The organism is Sodalis praecaptivus, from assembly GCF_000517425.1.
Classification (GTDB): Bacteria; Pseudomonadota; Gammaproteobacteria; order Enterobacterales; family Enterobacteriaceae; genus Sodalis_A; species Sodalis_A praecaptivus.
This window is the reverse complement of sequence record NZ_CP006570.1, coordinates 294,538-311,017: the sequence shown is the minus strand read 5'-3', so window position 1 is coordinate 311,017 and position 16,480 is coordinate 294,538. Positions and strand designations below refer to the sequence as shown.

12 protein-coding genes are annotated in these 16,480 nt (G+C 46.0%); 9 read left to right on the top strand and 3 right to left on the bottom strand.

The features are described 5' to 3' along the window. Nucleotides 1–40: 40 nt before the first annotated feature. A complete protein-coding gene (locus tag SANT_RS22240) occupies nt 41–1,090 on the bottom strand; it encodes an ABC transporter substrate-binding protein (protein WP_025424431.1) in 1,050 nt (349 codons plus the stop codon). A gap of 463 nt (nt 1,091–1,553) precedes the next feature. On the opposite strand from SANT_RS22240, the gene SANT_RS24415 reads away from it, so the two are divergent. From SANT_RS24415 to SANT_RS24410, 3 genes are all read left to right on the top strand, one after another. Then, nucleotides 1,554–1,766: a hypothetical protein gene (locus SANT_RS24415; RefSeq protein ID WP_148296386.1), complete on the top strand. Its 213-nt coding sequence runs from the start codon at nt 1,554–1,556 to the stop codon at nt 1,764–1,766. A 181-nt stretch (nt 1,767–1,947) separates the two neighbouring features. Next, nucleotides 1,948–2,877 (top strand): Rpn family recombination-promoting nuclease/putative transposase, encoded by a 930-nt coding sequence (locus SANT_RS22235; RefSeq protein WP_025424430.1) that lies wholly within the window; start codon nt 1,948–1,950, stop codon nt 2,875–2,877. Between the two features lie 363 nt (nt 2,878–3,240). Continuing rightward, complete coding sequence (locus SANT_RS24410; RefSeq protein ID WP_148296385.1) at nt 3,241–4,044, top strand: hypothetical protein; 804 nt, start codon at nt 3,241–3,243, stop codon at nt 4,042–4,044. Here the strand turns inward: SANT_RS24410 and SANT_RS22230 are convergent. Further along, a complete protein-coding gene (locus SANT_RS22230) occupies nt 3,944–5,812 on the bottom strand; it encodes a hypothetical protein (RefSeq protein ID WP_025424429.1) in 1,869 nt (622 codons plus the stop codon). The genes SANT_RS24410 and SANT_RS22230 overlap by 101 nt on opposite strands. A gap of 1,323 nt (nt 5,813–7,135) precedes the next feature. On the opposite strand from SANT_RS22230, the gene sctF reads away from it, so the two are divergent. The 4 genes from sctF (at nt 7,136) to SANT_RS24405 (ending at nt 12,296) form a co-directional block, all read left to right on the top strand. Further along, nucleotides 7,136–7,390, top strand: a complete 255-nt coding sequence (gene sctF / locus SANT_RS24775; protein WP_040133613.1) for a type III secretion system needle filament subunit SctF — start codon at nt 7,136–7,138, stop codon at nt 7,388–7,390. Nucleotides 7,391–7,894: 504 nt separating this feature from the next. Continuing rightward, a complete protein-coding gene (locus SANT_RS23135; RefSeq protein WP_025424427.1) occupies nt 7,895–8,956 on the top strand; it encodes an IpaD/SipD/SspD family type III secretion system needle tip protein in 1,062 nt (353 codons plus the stop codon). Nucleotides 8,957–9,652: 696 nt separating this feature from the next. Next, entirely contained in the window at nt 9,653–10,771 is a 1,119-nt protein-coding gene (locus SANT_RS22215; protein ID WP_025424426.1) for a hypothetical protein, read from the top strand. Nucleotides 10,772–11,570: 799 nt separating this feature from the next. Next, a complete protein-coding gene (locus SANT_RS24405) occupies nt 11,571–12,296 on the top strand; it encodes an F-box protein (protein WP_158500183.1) in 726 nt (241 codons plus the stop codon). Nucleotides 12,297–12,721: 425 nt separating this feature from the next. Here SANT_RS24405 and SANT_RS22205 read toward each other — a convergent pair whose 3' ends face one another. Continuing rightward, nucleotides 12,722–13,492 (bottom strand): GntR family transcriptional regulator, encoded by a 771-nt coding sequence (locus tag SANT_RS22205; RefSeq protein ID WP_025424424.1) that lies wholly within the window; start codon nt 13,490–13,492, stop codon nt 12,722–12,724. A 78-nt stretch (nt 13,493–13,570) separates the two neighbouring features. Here SANT_RS22205 and SANT_RS22200 point away from each other — a divergent pair, with 78 nt between their 5' ends. After that, the gene (locus SANT_RS22200) at nt 13,571–14,854 is read left to right on the top strand and encodes a M20 family metallopeptidase (RefSeq protein WP_025424423.1); all 1,284 of its coding nucleotides are present in this window, start codon (nt 13,571–13,573) and stop codon (nt 14,852–14,854) included. Between the two features lie 19 nt (nt 14,855–14,873). Further along, the gene (locus SANT_RS22195; RefSeq protein WP_025424422.1) at nt 14,874–16,472 is read left to right on the top strand and encodes an ABC transporter substrate-binding protein; all 1,599 of its coding nucleotides are present in this window, start codon (nt 14,874–14,876) and stop codon (nt 16,470–16,472) included. Nucleotides 16,473–16,480: the final 8 nt, after the last annotated feature.

The following is a 16,480-nucleotide window of genomic DNA, read 5'->3' as shown; positions in this document are numbered from 1 at the left end:
GGACCCGACGCTGTTAAGGGCTTTTGCGCTGATTTCACATTCATACGCTTTTCAGCTTTAACGAAGCATAGAGATCAGAATTCTCTTGAATTACCTCATTAAGCAGCGACCAATCGAAAATATCGGCGTTAGGCACCTCTTGGATATACCGTAAATCTTTTAAGTTTTGCGCGCGCTGTAAAATAAAATTTTGGTTTTGTCGTTGATCTATCATGGCGGGTTGTTTTGCAGCGGCATCGAGTGTCGCTGCGTAACTGGTTTTGAAATACTTGCCCACGGTTTCCTTAACCGCCGCCGCCGGATCGGTCTCTTCCTGCTGTTGCGCAATCATCATGCCCTTAATGAGCGCTTTGACAGCGTCGCGCTTGTCAGCCAGCACTGAGGTGCGAACGGCCAAGACGCAATCGCTGTAGTTCTTGCCATAAATATCGACGCCGTCGGAAAGGCGGACTGCACCAGCACACGCTTGTAAAGCCTGAGTAGCATAGGGCTCGATATTGCACATCGCATCGACATTGCCATTGATAAACGCTTGGGCCAGCTCGGGGGACGAGCCAAAATAGCGGACTTTTACGTCAGCGAAACTCATGCCCGCCGTTTTAAGGTAATCATAAGGCAACATTTCCAAGGTATCTGCCTGGAAGGTGCCAAGCGTCTTACCTCGCAGTTTTTCGGCGGAGTCGATCCCTTTTTGACTCACTATCACACACCCCTGCACGCCGGAACCCGCGACGATTTTGATAGGAGCGCCCCGCGCATACAGCGTGATAAAATTGGTATAGGGCACCACACTAACATCGACCAAACCCGCACCGAACAAGGCGGCAATATCTGCATTGGTCGGTGTGGTAACGAAATCCAGGGAGACATTTTTTGCCAATCCGCGTTCTTTCACTAGAAAGAAGGGACAATTGCACAAGCCGGGACCATGGGTCGCCTTGAAAGTGGTAATTTCTGCCGCCAACGCCGGCCGAAAGATCAAGCCGTTGCCGAGTGCCAGACCGCCGGCTGCGAGTGCGCTATGCTTTAAGAAAAGACGACGATTAATATTGGAGCCATTAAGCGGCGGAAAAACTCTATTTTTTGACATACTTTTTCCTCCTGGTGATAATAGATAGCGTACGTCTGCCTACCAGACAGACATTTCCCTGCTCATGAATAGCTATTCATTTGGCAATATATTTTATTAGTCTGTTAATTGTTCGTTGATTATATTAGTGCAGGATCCTTATGCGAAACGCGAGATACCTATTCTTTAAAGTTTAACCATTTCGTTAGTAAACGCAAAGACGGCTGCCAATTTAACAGAAAAGCTCGTTAATGCATCAACACCATGAAAATAATGAGGGCCATGCGGCATATTTATCACCAGCAAACGCTTTATGAACAGTGCGATTTTCGGTGACTTTTGATCAAAACCATATGCTAATCAAAGCGAAACGCCTTGCTGAACCAGGCGCTAAACGATGAGGTGACGCTTAAATTGTTACAAACCATCATCATAAACCACGCTGAAATACTTTAAAATAGTTTTATTAAAAAAATGAGATATTATGTCTTGTGCTAATGGGTTGCATGGAATATCTTTTAGATCTACTTATAAATACTACACCTTGCATTATATTGGGGTGATCAATCAATCCTATTTGTTCAATATGGCAGATTTACATCAGGCTATCACATTTGCAAGCAGTTTTGCTGCCAACCCTACGAACGCCATGGATCTAGCTTTTTATGATTCAGTCGTTGCTGCGATTGAACAATGACCTTTAATATAGCCCAACCGCAACGAAAATCCGTTACCTTCAGAATGAATAATGGCGTGAGCATAAACGATTTAGTAAAAGGCTTGGGTATCTACCTGCTCACACCGACTTATTGGCGGCAGCGTTTCACGCCCGTATTATGTTATCATCCGTCCCTCTAGATTAAGCCGCGACGGATCGAATGAAGAAGAAAAAGCTTACTCCTACCCCCCATGATGCAACGTTTAGGCAGTTTCTAACCCAGCCGACGATTGCGCGCGATTTTATGGAGATCCATCTTCCGGCAGAATTACGCGCTATCTGTGACCTGAACACGTTAAAGTTGGAATCCGGGAGTTTTGTCGAAGAAGATCTGCGTCAATATTTCAGTGATGTGCTGTACAGTCTGAAGACCACTAGCGGTGATGCTTATGTGCATGTGTTGATTGAGCACCAGTCGACGGCGGATAAACTCATGGCTTTTAGGCTGTTGCGCTATGCGGTGGCGGCTATGCAACGTCACCTTGATGTCGGCCATAAGACGTTACCGCTGGTCATTCCGATATTGTTCTACACCGGCAAGCGTAGCCCGTATCCTTACTCCACTAACTGGCTCCAGGCATTCTCAGATCCCGTACTGGCCGAGAAACTCTACTACGGTGATTTCCCTTTGGTAGATGTGACAGTCATCCCAGATGATGTAATAATGAACCACCGCAGCATGGCGGCGCTGACTCTGCTGCAAAAGCATATTCATCAGCGTGATCTGGCGGAATTGATCGACAAATTGGTCATTCTTCTCATGGAGGACTGGCTGGCTTCGCAGCAGGTTATTTCGCTGGTACACTATCTATTACAGGCAGGCGAGTCCTCAGATGCCGAGGCCTTTGTACGCGAATTGGCACAACGTGTGCCGCAACATGGAGCTGAACTGATGAGCATAGCACAACAGCTTGAACAGAAAGGTATCGAAAGAGGTCGCATGGAAGGGCGCATGGAAGGGCGCTCGGAAGGTGAGCGCGAAGCCACTCTCAAAATTGCTCGTGCCATGTTGCGTAATGGTCTAGATCGTCATACCGTGATGAAGATGACGGGTTTGAATGAAGACGACTTACAGCGGCTGCGCCACTGACTCATATTTGTCCGCCCCGCAGGTGTAGTCCTGTGCTGTGGTCGAACCACCCTCCAAACAGATGGCCTGGACACAGTGTCCTTGATTTGCCTATTGCGGCAATCCCCGCTTCCTCTTTTCATCCGCCGGCTCTCACTGGCACCGGGTAAAACAGAGGCGGCCAAGATTAATTAGCTTTTGTGTTGTTCGGCTAGGGAAATGGCAATACACAAATAATGGGTACCCAGCGTTCCTTTTTAGGCAGGGAGGCTTTCCCTTTCGCCGTTAACCGCACAGGCTGAATCTGATATTACCTGAGCCAAATATCGTGTACGTTACACAGAGTTTTACCCAACACATCACTTCAACGGAATGGAGTAATCTATGAAATCAGCCGTACCGCAAGGCCTGAAATCTCGCCCCGCCATGCTTCTCACCATCGACGATCAACTTCCTTGTCCGGGACCGCAATTTGCTGAAATATGGCAAAAATGGTTGGATTGGGCAAATGCCGCGAAAACGCCAGAATTTCGCGCACAAAGATCTTGTGTTCATCGGCGTAATGACAAAGCGTTGCCCATGCTTAACCACTGTCTAAAGAATCAGATTGAAGAGCTGGATTTCTCAGCTCTAGGACAGGATGATTTCCCAGCTTGTTTCCCGTCACACATTACCTCGCTCTCTCTCGAACAGAACAGGCTTACCAATCTCACCGCCATTATGGATAGCCTGCCTAATACGTTGAAAAGTCTGAATATTAGCTCTAATCCTATCGCTAATCCCCCCGGGGGCTATCCGCCCTACCTACAGAAACTTTTCATCTATAACGCAGATATAGAAAGACTATCTATTGACTTTGTTCCATCGCTGCCGACGTCGTTAAAAGTGCTGGATCTTTCCTCAAATCCTCTGACTTCTCTGCCAGAAAATATTTCAGCATTACCGGCCGGTTTGGAAAGGCTGCTGCTGATCAATAATAAATTCACCGACGTGCCGGAGGTGTTATTCACCCTGCCGGCCAACTGCGAGATTTACATACCTCGCAATCCCATCCCGGCAGAGCGCCTTAAACAAATTGAAGCGCGTATTACCGCTCCGGACTATCAGGGACCGCGTATTTTCTTGCATAATGTGCCCGATGATGATCCCTTTGAGATGTTGCTGAAGCAGCTGAATATAAAGCGCTAGAGGGGACACCGCGCTGCTGTCGTTGTTGCAACCAAGTGCGCATTGCGGCGGCCAGTGAAAGGGTGGTTCGATAATCTTGTTGCTGGCTAATTGCATCAGTCAGCAACGGGCTCAGCGCTTCTACCAATGCTTTAGCGGCCGGTATAATACGATCAGATTGCTGGCTCAGAAATGCATCCGGCAAAGTATTAACCGCCCGCGCCAGCCGTCGGAGGCGTTTTTGCTGCGGTGTTTGTAGGTGTGAGAATAGTAAGTTGAACTGGGTTCGTAGGCCGGTCAAGTCACTCTGCCGGATTGCCAAATCATTGGGGCGGCTGGCGGTTTCCTGCTCATAGAATGCCTGAATGGCGGAACTTTGCCGATTAAGTCGATCAAGCGCCTTTTGTAACCTCAGCGTGTAATGCTCCACATCGCGCGGGGTATATAGCAGCCAGCGGGCCGGCAATGGCACATACCTGCCAGCGCCAGCGGCTTGTAAGCTGCGCAACGCCATAGCGGAACAGTTATGCCGGGTGCTGACCAGTCGGAAACGCGCTTTTCCTGTCGCGATCTCCGACTTTACCGAAAGCCAGAATTCCTCCAATGCCTGCTCATCCAGTCCGAATAGCTCAGCCCGCTCGCCAGCAATGGGCAGGTAAATTTGATCGGACGTGGCCACGAAGGCGTCATTTTCCTCGTCCCATACCTGACGACTGCGCGGTTGGAACCCAGCCAAGCATTGTGCCCGCGCAATGTTATTCTGCAACTGGTCACAAAATGTAGGCATTTGCCGAAGCCGGCCAGCGACAATCTTGCTAATCTCCTTTTCAGTTAGTCTGCCAGCATTTGACTGTTCAGCCATTGTTGTCACTATAGCTTGGCAAAAAATAACGTCCGTTTTTATCAGCAGGGCATTGCCATAATCTTGCTTAACCCGTTGGGTTGCCGTCATTACATAATTTACAGGCTTCAACGGCATCGATTTAATTAGTTTTTTCAATATATAAATATCTTGATCATTATAATCTTTCTTACTCAAATTGATATATTTGGCAATGTCTTCCAATCGGTCTTCGACATGCTCCCACAAGAAACTTTCCTCTTCTCCCTCACGAATAAGCCCACGCATGACGTGCGCTTCGGTAAGTTTCTTACGGGTGGTCTCTGATAGCGAGTCATAGGTGTCCTGCGGATAATGCGCTACCAATTGCGCCGGGCGCGGCCCCAGATAACGCTGCTTATTACCATCCGGCAGCTCTCCGTCTGGCCAGTAACTAAAATATGCCTGACGCTCCGGGGTGGAGAGCGCCAATGCTGCATGCCCGCAGTGGTTAGGATCATGATAGGGCCAGATATTGACCGTCAGCCGACGCGAAGATTCGCGGGCATCGCCCACGCCATCAAAACGCGCCAGACGGTCCTGTATTTCATCGATATCTTTGCACTTCAGGGGCCGACCAGGGGTGGGATGATATTCCGGTGAGAACCAGGGCGCCAGCGCGTAGTCAATCTTGGCCTGCCCAGGAGGAGTATTTACGCTTTGTAAAGCACTAACCAGGTGCTGTTTTAGTCGCTGGTTTTCTTGATCAGTGCGGCGAATATAACGGGCGACAAAGTCAATGTCACGAAACTGCCTGACTCGCGCCAGATATTCTAAAAGGATGTCTATAATCTCACGGCGCCGCGCCACAAACGCCGGGATGCCATTTGCGGAAGCCGGGGCGATTTGAAGCGCCTGTGGGCCGTTTTGCGCGCTATAAGCGCCATCGAATGCCTGCAACGTTATCATAAGCGCCTTCGGGAGACTGCCCCGGCTGTCATTCCGGGACGAGCCCACCCGCTCCATGGGCTAGGGGAAGATTGAGCTACCCAACCGCTATACGGGAAACTCGATGCACAGGTTTCATGACCGTTATAGCCTTAAAATGGAATGGGAAATTGCAAAATTTATTCGTGCCGTCGCCGAATGATAGCGTTTTGTGAAACAGCGCATGGGGTGGGATCACTTGAAATGGCGTAGATGTAGGTTCCCCCCGCTTTACCTAGGGCTGCTAGCTATAACTTGAAATTAGGTTCAAATCTTAGTCTTCAGGTCATCCCCCCCTCGTCAGGTATTCCTGAACCTGATGGCCGACAAAAGCTGACCTGAACACCAGACTTGACTTTAATTAATAAAAAATTACTACGTCGGGGAATAAGAGAGAGAGCCTGATTTAATGTAAAGCGAACACCTTCAAGGTTCACAATTCATTATTATATCTGCCGTTCCTCTGATAAAAATGGAACCGTACCACTGTAGCTCTTCAATTGATACTACACGGAGCGTAAAAGCTAGTTTAACGCATTGGGAATTTCAAAATCCAACAGACCGTCGGCATAACCACAAATCCATGGCCTAGCATCATGACGTTCATGAGTGAACGATGTTACCGTCACATCCTAGCATATCACGATTGGAAGTCTTTCACTAAAAATCAGAAACAATCGATTGATATTTAGAAAATAGTCTCTCACCCAAAAATAAATATTTTACTCACTAAATCGGAAGTTGTGAAGTTAACTAAGGTCATGCAAGAAGAATATTTTAGTCGCCGCTTAATTTATGATTATCCTTTTTGATAAATTGTTCTGTCACTCAAATAGGCCTAAAGCATCTTAACTTCGGTTTAAGATAAAATCTATGACCTGAAGATAATTTTCATTTTAGTGCCATGGTCATATAATAGCTAAAATATTGTTTCAAAGTGAATATATAACGGAATATTATTTTTTTGTTATGGAGTAAAATTTGTTGCAGGTCCTTATTGTAGTATAATTTAAACAGCATCAATTATATTAATATTCATTCAAAGTGTCACGTTTTTTTATATATCCCGGGATGGAATATCAGTAATGATAAATAACGCGTTAATTGTTAGCGCGCATATTCAGATTCATACATTAAAGCGTTTATTATGAACGTTTGTTCCATGTGAACATACATGGATGAAGACTAAATTAATGAATCAATCTAAACAGGAGCTGCAATATGACAACACTTAATTCTACCAACACATTTGGCAATGCTGCGAGCAGTGCAACACCTGGCACCTTAGAAAGCACTACAAATAACATCTCTGGACATAAGTGGAATAAAAATGACTGGTTCATTGATAATATAGCAGAAGGCTTTGATAAAGGTGCGACAAAGATGATGCGCCAGTTGGAGAAAGCCAGGAAAAAACTGAGTAAAAAACCAGATAACCCTAGTGTGCTCGCTGAGTTTCAGGCAAAACTGTCGGAGTATACACTTTTCAGAAATGCGCAATCTTCTACCGTTAAAGCATTCAAAGATATAGATGCTGCTATTATTCAAAACTTCCGTTAATCCATTCTCATGGAAGGGTGATGTCATTGATGTTAATGTAATTGACGAGAAAACAAGCAATCATTTAAGCCCTTTCCAAAAGGGTGGGTTAGCAGTGACTCTGCCCTCGAATTTAGGCGGCTAACAAAAGAACTTTTCTGTCGGAGTCAGTCGGCCCCGGCAGAATGTTGAAATTTCGCCTTGTAATATTCGTTCAGATGAGGAGTATGCAACCAAAGTCTAGACAGGGCTATAAAGCAATAAAATGCGGTAGACTTATGACATATTCGCGTTTTGAACAAGCATCAGCTTGAAGGATATATATTAATTATGAATACCAGTAAGTCGATAGAATCTCTCAGTGCCTGTACACAAGGATAACAGCCGAAAAAGGGAGCGTTTAGTTTAGCTGCTATTTTACGTAAACTGCCTAGTCAAGGTAAAGCAAAGCTATTGCGGTGATAACTTTTTAATTGGATACAAATAATTTCGATCATATAAAGTCAAATAAAAAAGAGATACGTCATGGAAATTTTAAATTTTAACATTCAAGCTAGACATGTCTTTGCGGAACATGATGTTAATCGTGAACATATTGGTATAGAGATCAGGGAAAACAATAAACAAGAAATCCATCATCTCTTAACCCGCTTAGATGATTATGTTTCAAATGCCATTGCGCACAAGTATGTAGTCAACAATAATATAATCAATTATGCAAAAGGTGCCCTTTCAAAAGTGTTCGATACTCGTCATAAACTTGAAAGAAAATTGCCGTTCAATAATGAATTACGGGAGCAAAGTACATCTCATTCAAATATAGCAAAAACAGAGGAGTATATCGATACAACTCAATTAGCGTTAAGAAACGATCGTTTACGTCGCAATTCAGAAATGGCCAAAATCGAAAAAAATATAGAAGATATCGTTAATGTATCAGTACTAAGGCATGCATATGAAAGCAACGACGAGGGAAAAAGATCCGAGTCTTACGGCAAGTTTTGGGATAAAATTGCTGAAGATATTGCAAGCATAAAAAAAGAGTACGTTGAGTTTTATGCCACACTAATTTCAAAATACGCAGATTTTTACCAGGTGTTTGTAAAGCTGCAAGGAGAAATAGCAGGTGTCGTTTCTGAAGGAAAAGACGGAAATCACATAAAGTTCGATAATGAGAGAAAAATGGAGGCTTTCAAACATTTTAGGGAGGCCAGAGATGCTATCAAACTTCCCAAAATTGAAGACTGGAGTGAGGAAAATCTTACAGATGAACAAAAACAGTTAAGAGAAAATCTAAAGCCAGCTTTCATAATCGATAAATATGGGCAAGTAAAGATAGACGACACGGCATATCAAAACTTACCAAACGAACCCGAAGGAAGAGATGAGGAGAATAATGTTAATATGGCAAGTTATAACGCTTGGATGGCAGCATTCAATTCCATGGGCAATATTTTTCAAAATAATATGCAATCTACGTCTCAACGTTATACTCAAGCAAATAGCACGTTTGATAATTTAAATAAAGTCCTTAGCAGTACAATAACCGCCTTGCTTGAATGTGCGAAATCTTTCCTCCATTTTTAATCCATTGACATGATAGTTTATAGAAATATTTGAATGATGTTGATCCTTTTTTTCAGAGAGCATCCAATACGATAGTCATCGGCAGTTAACGTAAGGGGCGTTGCTTTCTCAGTCTGCATACAGATACCATTATTCATTCGTGGGTGAACGGGTTCCCTTCTTAATACTGATCTTTCATTTATGTATCTGATGGTCAAGGGAATTGCTACTCGACCTGACAGAAACATGTGATCGTACATAGGCATTATACTGTATACAATGCTGGGATGATTGTATCTATAAGAATGTCTCACAGTCTATTCTTGCAGAGGTTACTATTTGTGACCTATGATTTTCAGATAAAGAATCCGTAAACCTTAAAAGCCGGTAGTATTGCCTTTATGCTTGCAAATATATAGACACCACGAAAAGACTTGAGGTATATACAGATACCTTGAGTCTGTCTACGTTATAACTTTCGCTCTTTAGCTGATAGATAAATCATATGAAAATCAGTCTTAACAAGACAAATAGTATTTTAACTTTTGGCAAATGTTTCGTTCATTAAGCGGCGGTCATTATCAATTATCGGAGGATTATCAAAGTGTATCTTTGGTGCATCCTAAATGGTGGCCAAGTATTGCTGGTTGGGTTCACTCTAGACGAGTAAGGTAGCTAGCTCGGTTTATAGGTGACAATCAAAAAAGAGCAATAAACATGCAAGATAACACATTACAGCATTTAAATAGTCCTGAAGATAAAGAAGAAATATATAATAAATTATGCTCTGCCTCCGCTTTGATGGAGGAGGCAAGAAGCGGGATTGCCTTTTTGGATGAAGTAAAGGAAGATTTACCTAGCGCTAAACAAAGATTAATCTACCTCTGCTTTTGGGTTATGATAGTACGCACCGTCAGTAAGGCATTAGAAGTCTCAATGCTGTCTGAGGATTTATATAGAATATATCTTGTTTCGAGAGGCCGTAAGGCCCAAAAATATTTTAAGATGATTATATTCGATAAATGTGAGCAGACTTATGTATACTCTGCAATTGGAACTTACATGCCTAACATATTCGCGATGTATCAAAATAACATTGATATTGATAAATATGAAGGCGAAGAATTGATCCAATGGGTCTTAAGTGTGATAAAAAAAGAATTAGAAAAAATGATAATCTCAAGTCATGGTATGACTCAATCGCGTAGCGATATAGTTGTCGACCTCATCCATTATACACAAGAAAATATACAATTATTTTCTGTTTATAGAAACAACGCCATCATCAATGAAGAAACCCAATTCACCTTGGGTGAACGTTATATCGTAGATTTTGCGACGGCCGGTGATGTTGATGTAGAAGATAACCCTAATGGAGTTGATAATAATGATAATTTCTTTTACCTCGGTGAGAGTATAGGCGCTGGCCTAGGCGTAGGTGCCACCGTTTTTGGTCTCAGCGGTACATGGTCAGAAAATGGTATTGTTTCAACCATTATTGATAAAGTTGTTGGTTTGGTTAACACCATGGGAGGTATTGGCGCGGGATTGTTTAATTCATTAGCGAAAATAGAAGACTTGGATAAAATTCAGGAAGAAGGGGCGGCATTTATGGTAGATGTGTCAGATATAGTATTAAGAGCTGAATCAATCCCAATGAACGAAGGTTTTGGTTTGATGAATATGTTGCAATATCAAAAAATTGAAACGCTTATTAAAAATGTCGTTAGTGAAAGGACAAAACTATTAATCAAAATGAATGAAGCATTGGGAATTATATCGATGAAGTTATTGTTTATTCCGAGGAGGTCAAAAAGAGAATATGCAGTGATTTAGTTCAAATGGAGCTCAATCGTCAGCATACCTTAATGTTAAGATCTTATTTGACAAAACTTAGCAAAGTTAATCTCATGACAAGAGAAATTAAATTAGAAAATAATATACTGACATTTTTTAAAGCTTTGCAAGATAAAGTAATAGGGAGCAACTTAAAGTTATCCTTAGACGGACTTAAGGCGATGATACTAGAGATTATGGTGGATCTCAATAAGCAGTAGCGTGCGCATGCAGTTCAAAGTCATCGGTTTGGATGGTCCGCTATCTTCTATACCGAACGCGTGCAAAAACGCTTCGACAGTCGAAAGTATAAGCAATGTATTAACTACGTACTGACAATAACCAGTCGGGCGATTGCTGTAGCGCACCTTTAGACTTTTGCCGGGCGTAAACTCTAGGACAGGGACGCCTATCGTAACGCGCTCTGTCAAGGTAAAATCTGGACATGTCTCAGAATGCTTTTTTGCTTTAAATAGGGAGAAAGAAAAGCGAGGAAAGCTATAATCACTGGCAAGATGACCTGCCATACCATGATAAGGGCTCACTTTGCTTATCGCTTCATTGGTTTGAGAGCGGATGATGATTTACCCGCTCTTGCGATATCAATGATACAGAAATGGCGCGCAAAACTGCTATCTTAATTTGTATTAACATCCAGTATGATGCTGTTTTACACATACAATGGAATAAGGGTTAATGTGGAATGATCAGAGGCGCTACTACCGTAATAAATCACATTTCCCCATTCGTACGAGATCACCGGGGACACGAGGAGGGGAGATTACCCCCGGCAACGTGTGTGACTAATATTTATGATTTACCGCTAGAAATAAAACGAGAAATTGCATCCCACCTGAATTCAAAAGATTATGCTCATCTGCGGGAAACGTGCAAAACGATGAGTCAAAGTCTTGAGAGTTTTTCAGCCATAAACACTCTTTTAAATAATGGCGAAGTCCGTGGCAAAACAAAACGCAATTTATGTAGAATAGCGTGTGATAGAATAATCAGAATCATACTTGCAAATAAATCGCCGAAAGAGGTTGCGCATAATTTGAGGCATTGCTTCATTTCTAATATCCGTGACGTAAAGCATAATCTTATCGTTGGGATTACCTATCATCGCTGTTTATGTTCCAAATCTGTTCCTTGTAATTTATCAAACTCTTTAAGATTGCTCTATGATTTAATTTCTGCCAACACAAAAGGTCACCCTATTCGCATAGAAAATTGGGTTGTACCAAATAAATATGTTGCAGAGTTTCGTATCGTCATCGATAATTTAATGATAAATTTTCAATCACTCTCTGTTATTTTTTCTTCATTTAACCAGGTCTTTACCGAGATAAACGGCATCGAAAAACTCATCGTTGCCGCTCTTACCAACAAGCTGAAAGAACATTTGTGTCATTATCCTCCAGAACAAATTACTAGAAATGAAATTATGAAATGTTGTGCTCAATACCCTTTGTTATTTTATATGGGTGAGAATGCATTAGAAAAGATTGTGGGGTACGAAGAATGAATTCAACTGAAAGTGAGGTGCTTTTAGGAAAGTATTATCTATCAATACCTCAAGGTAACTGGGGCATCCGCTGAGGTAGAAACGTTAACCGGCGCCTATTGTCTGGAGGGTGATAGACAGACTTACAATATTATCGGTATTATCGGTATTATCGGTATTATTAGTTTCAGCCAACCGCTGCCATTACCCTGGTCCGATTGCATAGAATACATGTTCGGACCCTAGGGTAGTAATACCCTTGGCGCTAATAAAGCCAAAGTGACGCCTACTTCGTAGATTGTCTCTATGAAATGCAAGATTTTTACGTGTAACGGGTCAGCGAAACCGCAATTTATCCGAATAATTTTTATCACAGATGTCACTTTTCCGGTTCAGATGTGAAATTCAAACCCAGACGAGAGAGGGGGTGACTGTCAATAATCGTGTTACCGAATCTCATTCACGTAGATAAAATGTTCGGTGCTGAAACGGTGGTGCGCCAGTATCACCGGAATGGCGCTTTGATCAAAGGAAATTTCATCAATCACCATGATGGCATGGGGTAAGGTCAGCTCCAGCAGAGTTGCGTCTGCTTCGTTTGCCATCGTTGCGGTAATCTGTTCCCGCACCGCGGCCACGCGCAGATCGTAACGCTCAAATAAATATCGATAAAGTAAGGGAGGCAACTGCTCCGCTCGCGGAAACCCAGGCAAACGTGCCGCGGGCAAGACCAGCGTTTCATGCATCGCCGCGATCCCTTTCACCCGGCGCAAACGTTTTAAGCGAATGACTTCCTCTCCTACCACCATTTGTAGCTTTTCTGCTTCAATTTCACCGGCAGCGCTCACCTGGTAATCCAACAATTGCGTCTCGGACTGTAGCAGGCCGCCTGCTTTGTCGTGCAGACGAAAGTACTGAAAGAAATGGCTGAGATTATGCAACGTTGGCCAGCCGGTGACGACTGTGCCCGTTTTGCGCCGACGCATTAGCATCCCATCCGCGCTTAACGCGGCCAGCGCCTTACGGATAGTGCCGACCGAGACGCCAAAATCCGCCGCGAGACTGTTTTCGCTGGGTAAAACCGTGCCTGGTACAAGCGCGCCCTTAACGATCGAATCGCTAATGTGGCGCTTCACCACTTCATACAGTGGCGCGCCTTCACCGTCACGCAGGCGTCCGAAACTGCGGACATCCTTCTCGTCATCGTTTTTTTGCATGTTTAAGATTTCCGATTGACCGCCACGGGGTAATTGCATTATCTATAAACTATATAGAAATACAAGATAAGTGTAGCAATGATCCCATCGACATCACTTCAGACGGCGCTTAATGCCATTGTCCACGATGGCCAGGCCATGTTAGACGACCTGCAACAGATGCTGTCGGTGGACACCTGTTTTCCGCCGGGTAACGGTTATCCGGCCTTCGCCGACCTGATGCAGAGTCTGCTGACTCCGCTTGATTTTCAGTTCCAACGAGTGTCAGTGCCGAAGCCGCTGTGGCAGACCCCGGACGACAGCGCGCAAGGTGAGCGGATTAATCTCATCGCTTCGCTGGCGGCAGGGGCGGCGGAGAACTGTAATCTCTATTTCCATGTGGATACTGTTCCTGCGGGAGACGGCTGGCGTTTTCCGCCGTTATCGCTGACCGAGGCGGAGGGAAAGTTATTTGGCCGAGGGGCCGCCGACATGAAAGGCACTATCGTGGCGGCGATGGCGGCCATCCGAGCGGCACGCGCAGCGGGTTTGCGCTTGCGCTTTAATCCGGTTTTATTGCTATGTACCGACGAGGAGGGCGGGCTTTATCCCGGCATCCGGTATCTGGCGGAACAGCACTGTTTCCACGGCCATATGCTGAGTTTTAACGGCGGTGCAGTACCCCGTATTTGGGCGGGCTGTTTTGGTAGCATAGATGCGAAGATCATCATTACCGGACGTTCGGCACACTCGGGCGATCCGGTCGGTGGCATTAATGCCATTGAAGCCGCGCTACCGCTGATGAATGCGCTACATCGGCTAAAGCAAGACGTTGAGTCCCGCACCTCCTTGATGCCATCACCACCGCATTTTGCCGGTAAGCCACTCACCTCGCGTCTGACGCTGGCCGCCGCCCACGGCGGCAGTAAAGGCTCTATTATCCCAGAACGTTTTGAACTGTTGATTAACCGACGCTATGCGCCGGAAGAGGCGTTTGCCGATGTTTGGCAGGAACTGGCGCAGTGCGTTGAACTGGCGATGGCGAATACCCCCGCGCCCGATGTCGCATTACAGATGATCGGTCATCTGGCCCCGGTGTCCGATCCTGGCGGGCCGCACTGGTCGCGCTGGCAAGCGGCGTTGTGCCAAGGCTTTGGCTTTGAGGAAAACGACTTCGCCGTCTGGGGTTCGTCTACCAGTTCCGATATGGGCTGGGTGCAGCAGGCCGGAATGAAGGAGATTCTGCTGGGTGGCCTCGCCCGCCCGGATAACCGGATTCACGCTGCCGATGAATACACGACGATGGCAGATTTAGTCGCGCTCTCTCAATCCATTCTGGCCTATCTGGCCGATGATTTTTCGCCAACCCCGGGCCCCCAATAATACCAGTGAGGAAGACAAGATGTGTGCAATGAAAGGGTTAAACCGTCGGCAGTTTCTCGCCAGTTCCACCCTCGTCACCGGCGCGGCGCTGCTGCCCTGGTCGTTTACCAGCCGGGCAGCGGCCGTTGCCGTCAGCACCACAGGCGGTACGCCGCATAAAGGTGGGGTGCTGCGCATCAGCGTGGATCAGGCGGTGACCATGCTCAACCCGCAGCAGGCGCGCGTCAACCCGGAATATCTGGTGGCCGAGCTGCTGTACAGCGGCCTGACGCGCCTCACGCAGGAGATGAAAGCCGAAGCCGATCTGGCCCAGTCCTGGCAGTCGAGTACCGATTTGAAACAATGGACTTTCACCCTGCGTCCTGGTCTACGCTTTAGCGATGGATCGCCCCTGACTTCCGCCGATGTGGTGGCAAGTTTGCAAGCGATTCTGGATCCGAAGAATGCATCTCCCGGCCAGCATAATATCGGCCCGATCAAAACCGTCAGTGCGGCGGATGCGTCAACGGTGGTGATTGAAACTGACGTTCCCTATGCCGATCTGCCGGTGATGCTGACCTATCCCGTGGCCAAAGTTATCCCAGTCAGCATTGCCACGGGCGATCTGACCAGACTGAATAAAGAAGCGCTGGGAGCCGGGCCTTTCAAGTTGGTGTCCTACGATCCGGAACGCAAAATCGTCGTAGAGCGTAATCCTCATTACTACGATCCTCAGCGGCCTTATATTGATGGCGTGGAAGTGGTCGTCTACCCCGACGGCATCGCGGAGAGTTCGGCGCTGATTGCCGGCGACACCGATTTGATGCTCTCGGCGCAGGCGAGCGAATTTTCCCGTCTCACCAAGTCGCCAGACATCCAGCCGTTGCGCGTCTCATCTGGCCAATTTCTCAATATCAATATGGGCTGCGATCAAAAACCTTTTAACGATCCGCGCGTGCGTCAGGCGCTGGCGTTATGTGTCGACAGGCAAGCCACGGTGGATTTTGTCGCCAACGGCTTCGGCACCGCAGGTGAGGATAACCCGGTCAACAGCGCTTATCCTTACTTTGCTGCGTTGGCGAAAAAAGCGGTGGATTACAGCAAAGCCAAGGCGCTGTTGGCGCAGGCCGGTTATCCAAACGGACTGGATTTAAAATTGATTGCCTCGGATAAACCCTCCACGCGCACCCAATTAGGCATCGCGCTGCGCGAAATGGCAAAACCCGGCGGCTTTCGTATCGAGGTGCAGACGATGGCGCATAGCACCTACCTTGACCAAGTCTGGAAGAAAAACAATTTTTACGTCGGTTTTTATAATATGCAGCCGACACCCGATGCCGTGTTTTCCCTGCTCTATACCTCAAGCGCCGCATGGAACGAAACCCGTTGGAACAATGCCGACTTCGATGCTGCCGTCAGCGCAGCGCGCGAAACCGCCGATCCGGCGCAGCGTGCCGGTCTTTACGGCAAAGCGCAGCAGCTGATGTATGACGAGGTACCCTCGCTTATACCCACTTTCTTCGATCTGCTGGCCGCGAGCCGCGATTACGTGGCGGGCTACCACCTGCATCCGCGCGGTGCGGTGTTCCGCCTGGACCACGTCTGGCTGACGGACAAAGCGCCCAAGCGTGCGGTGTAAGGAGTACC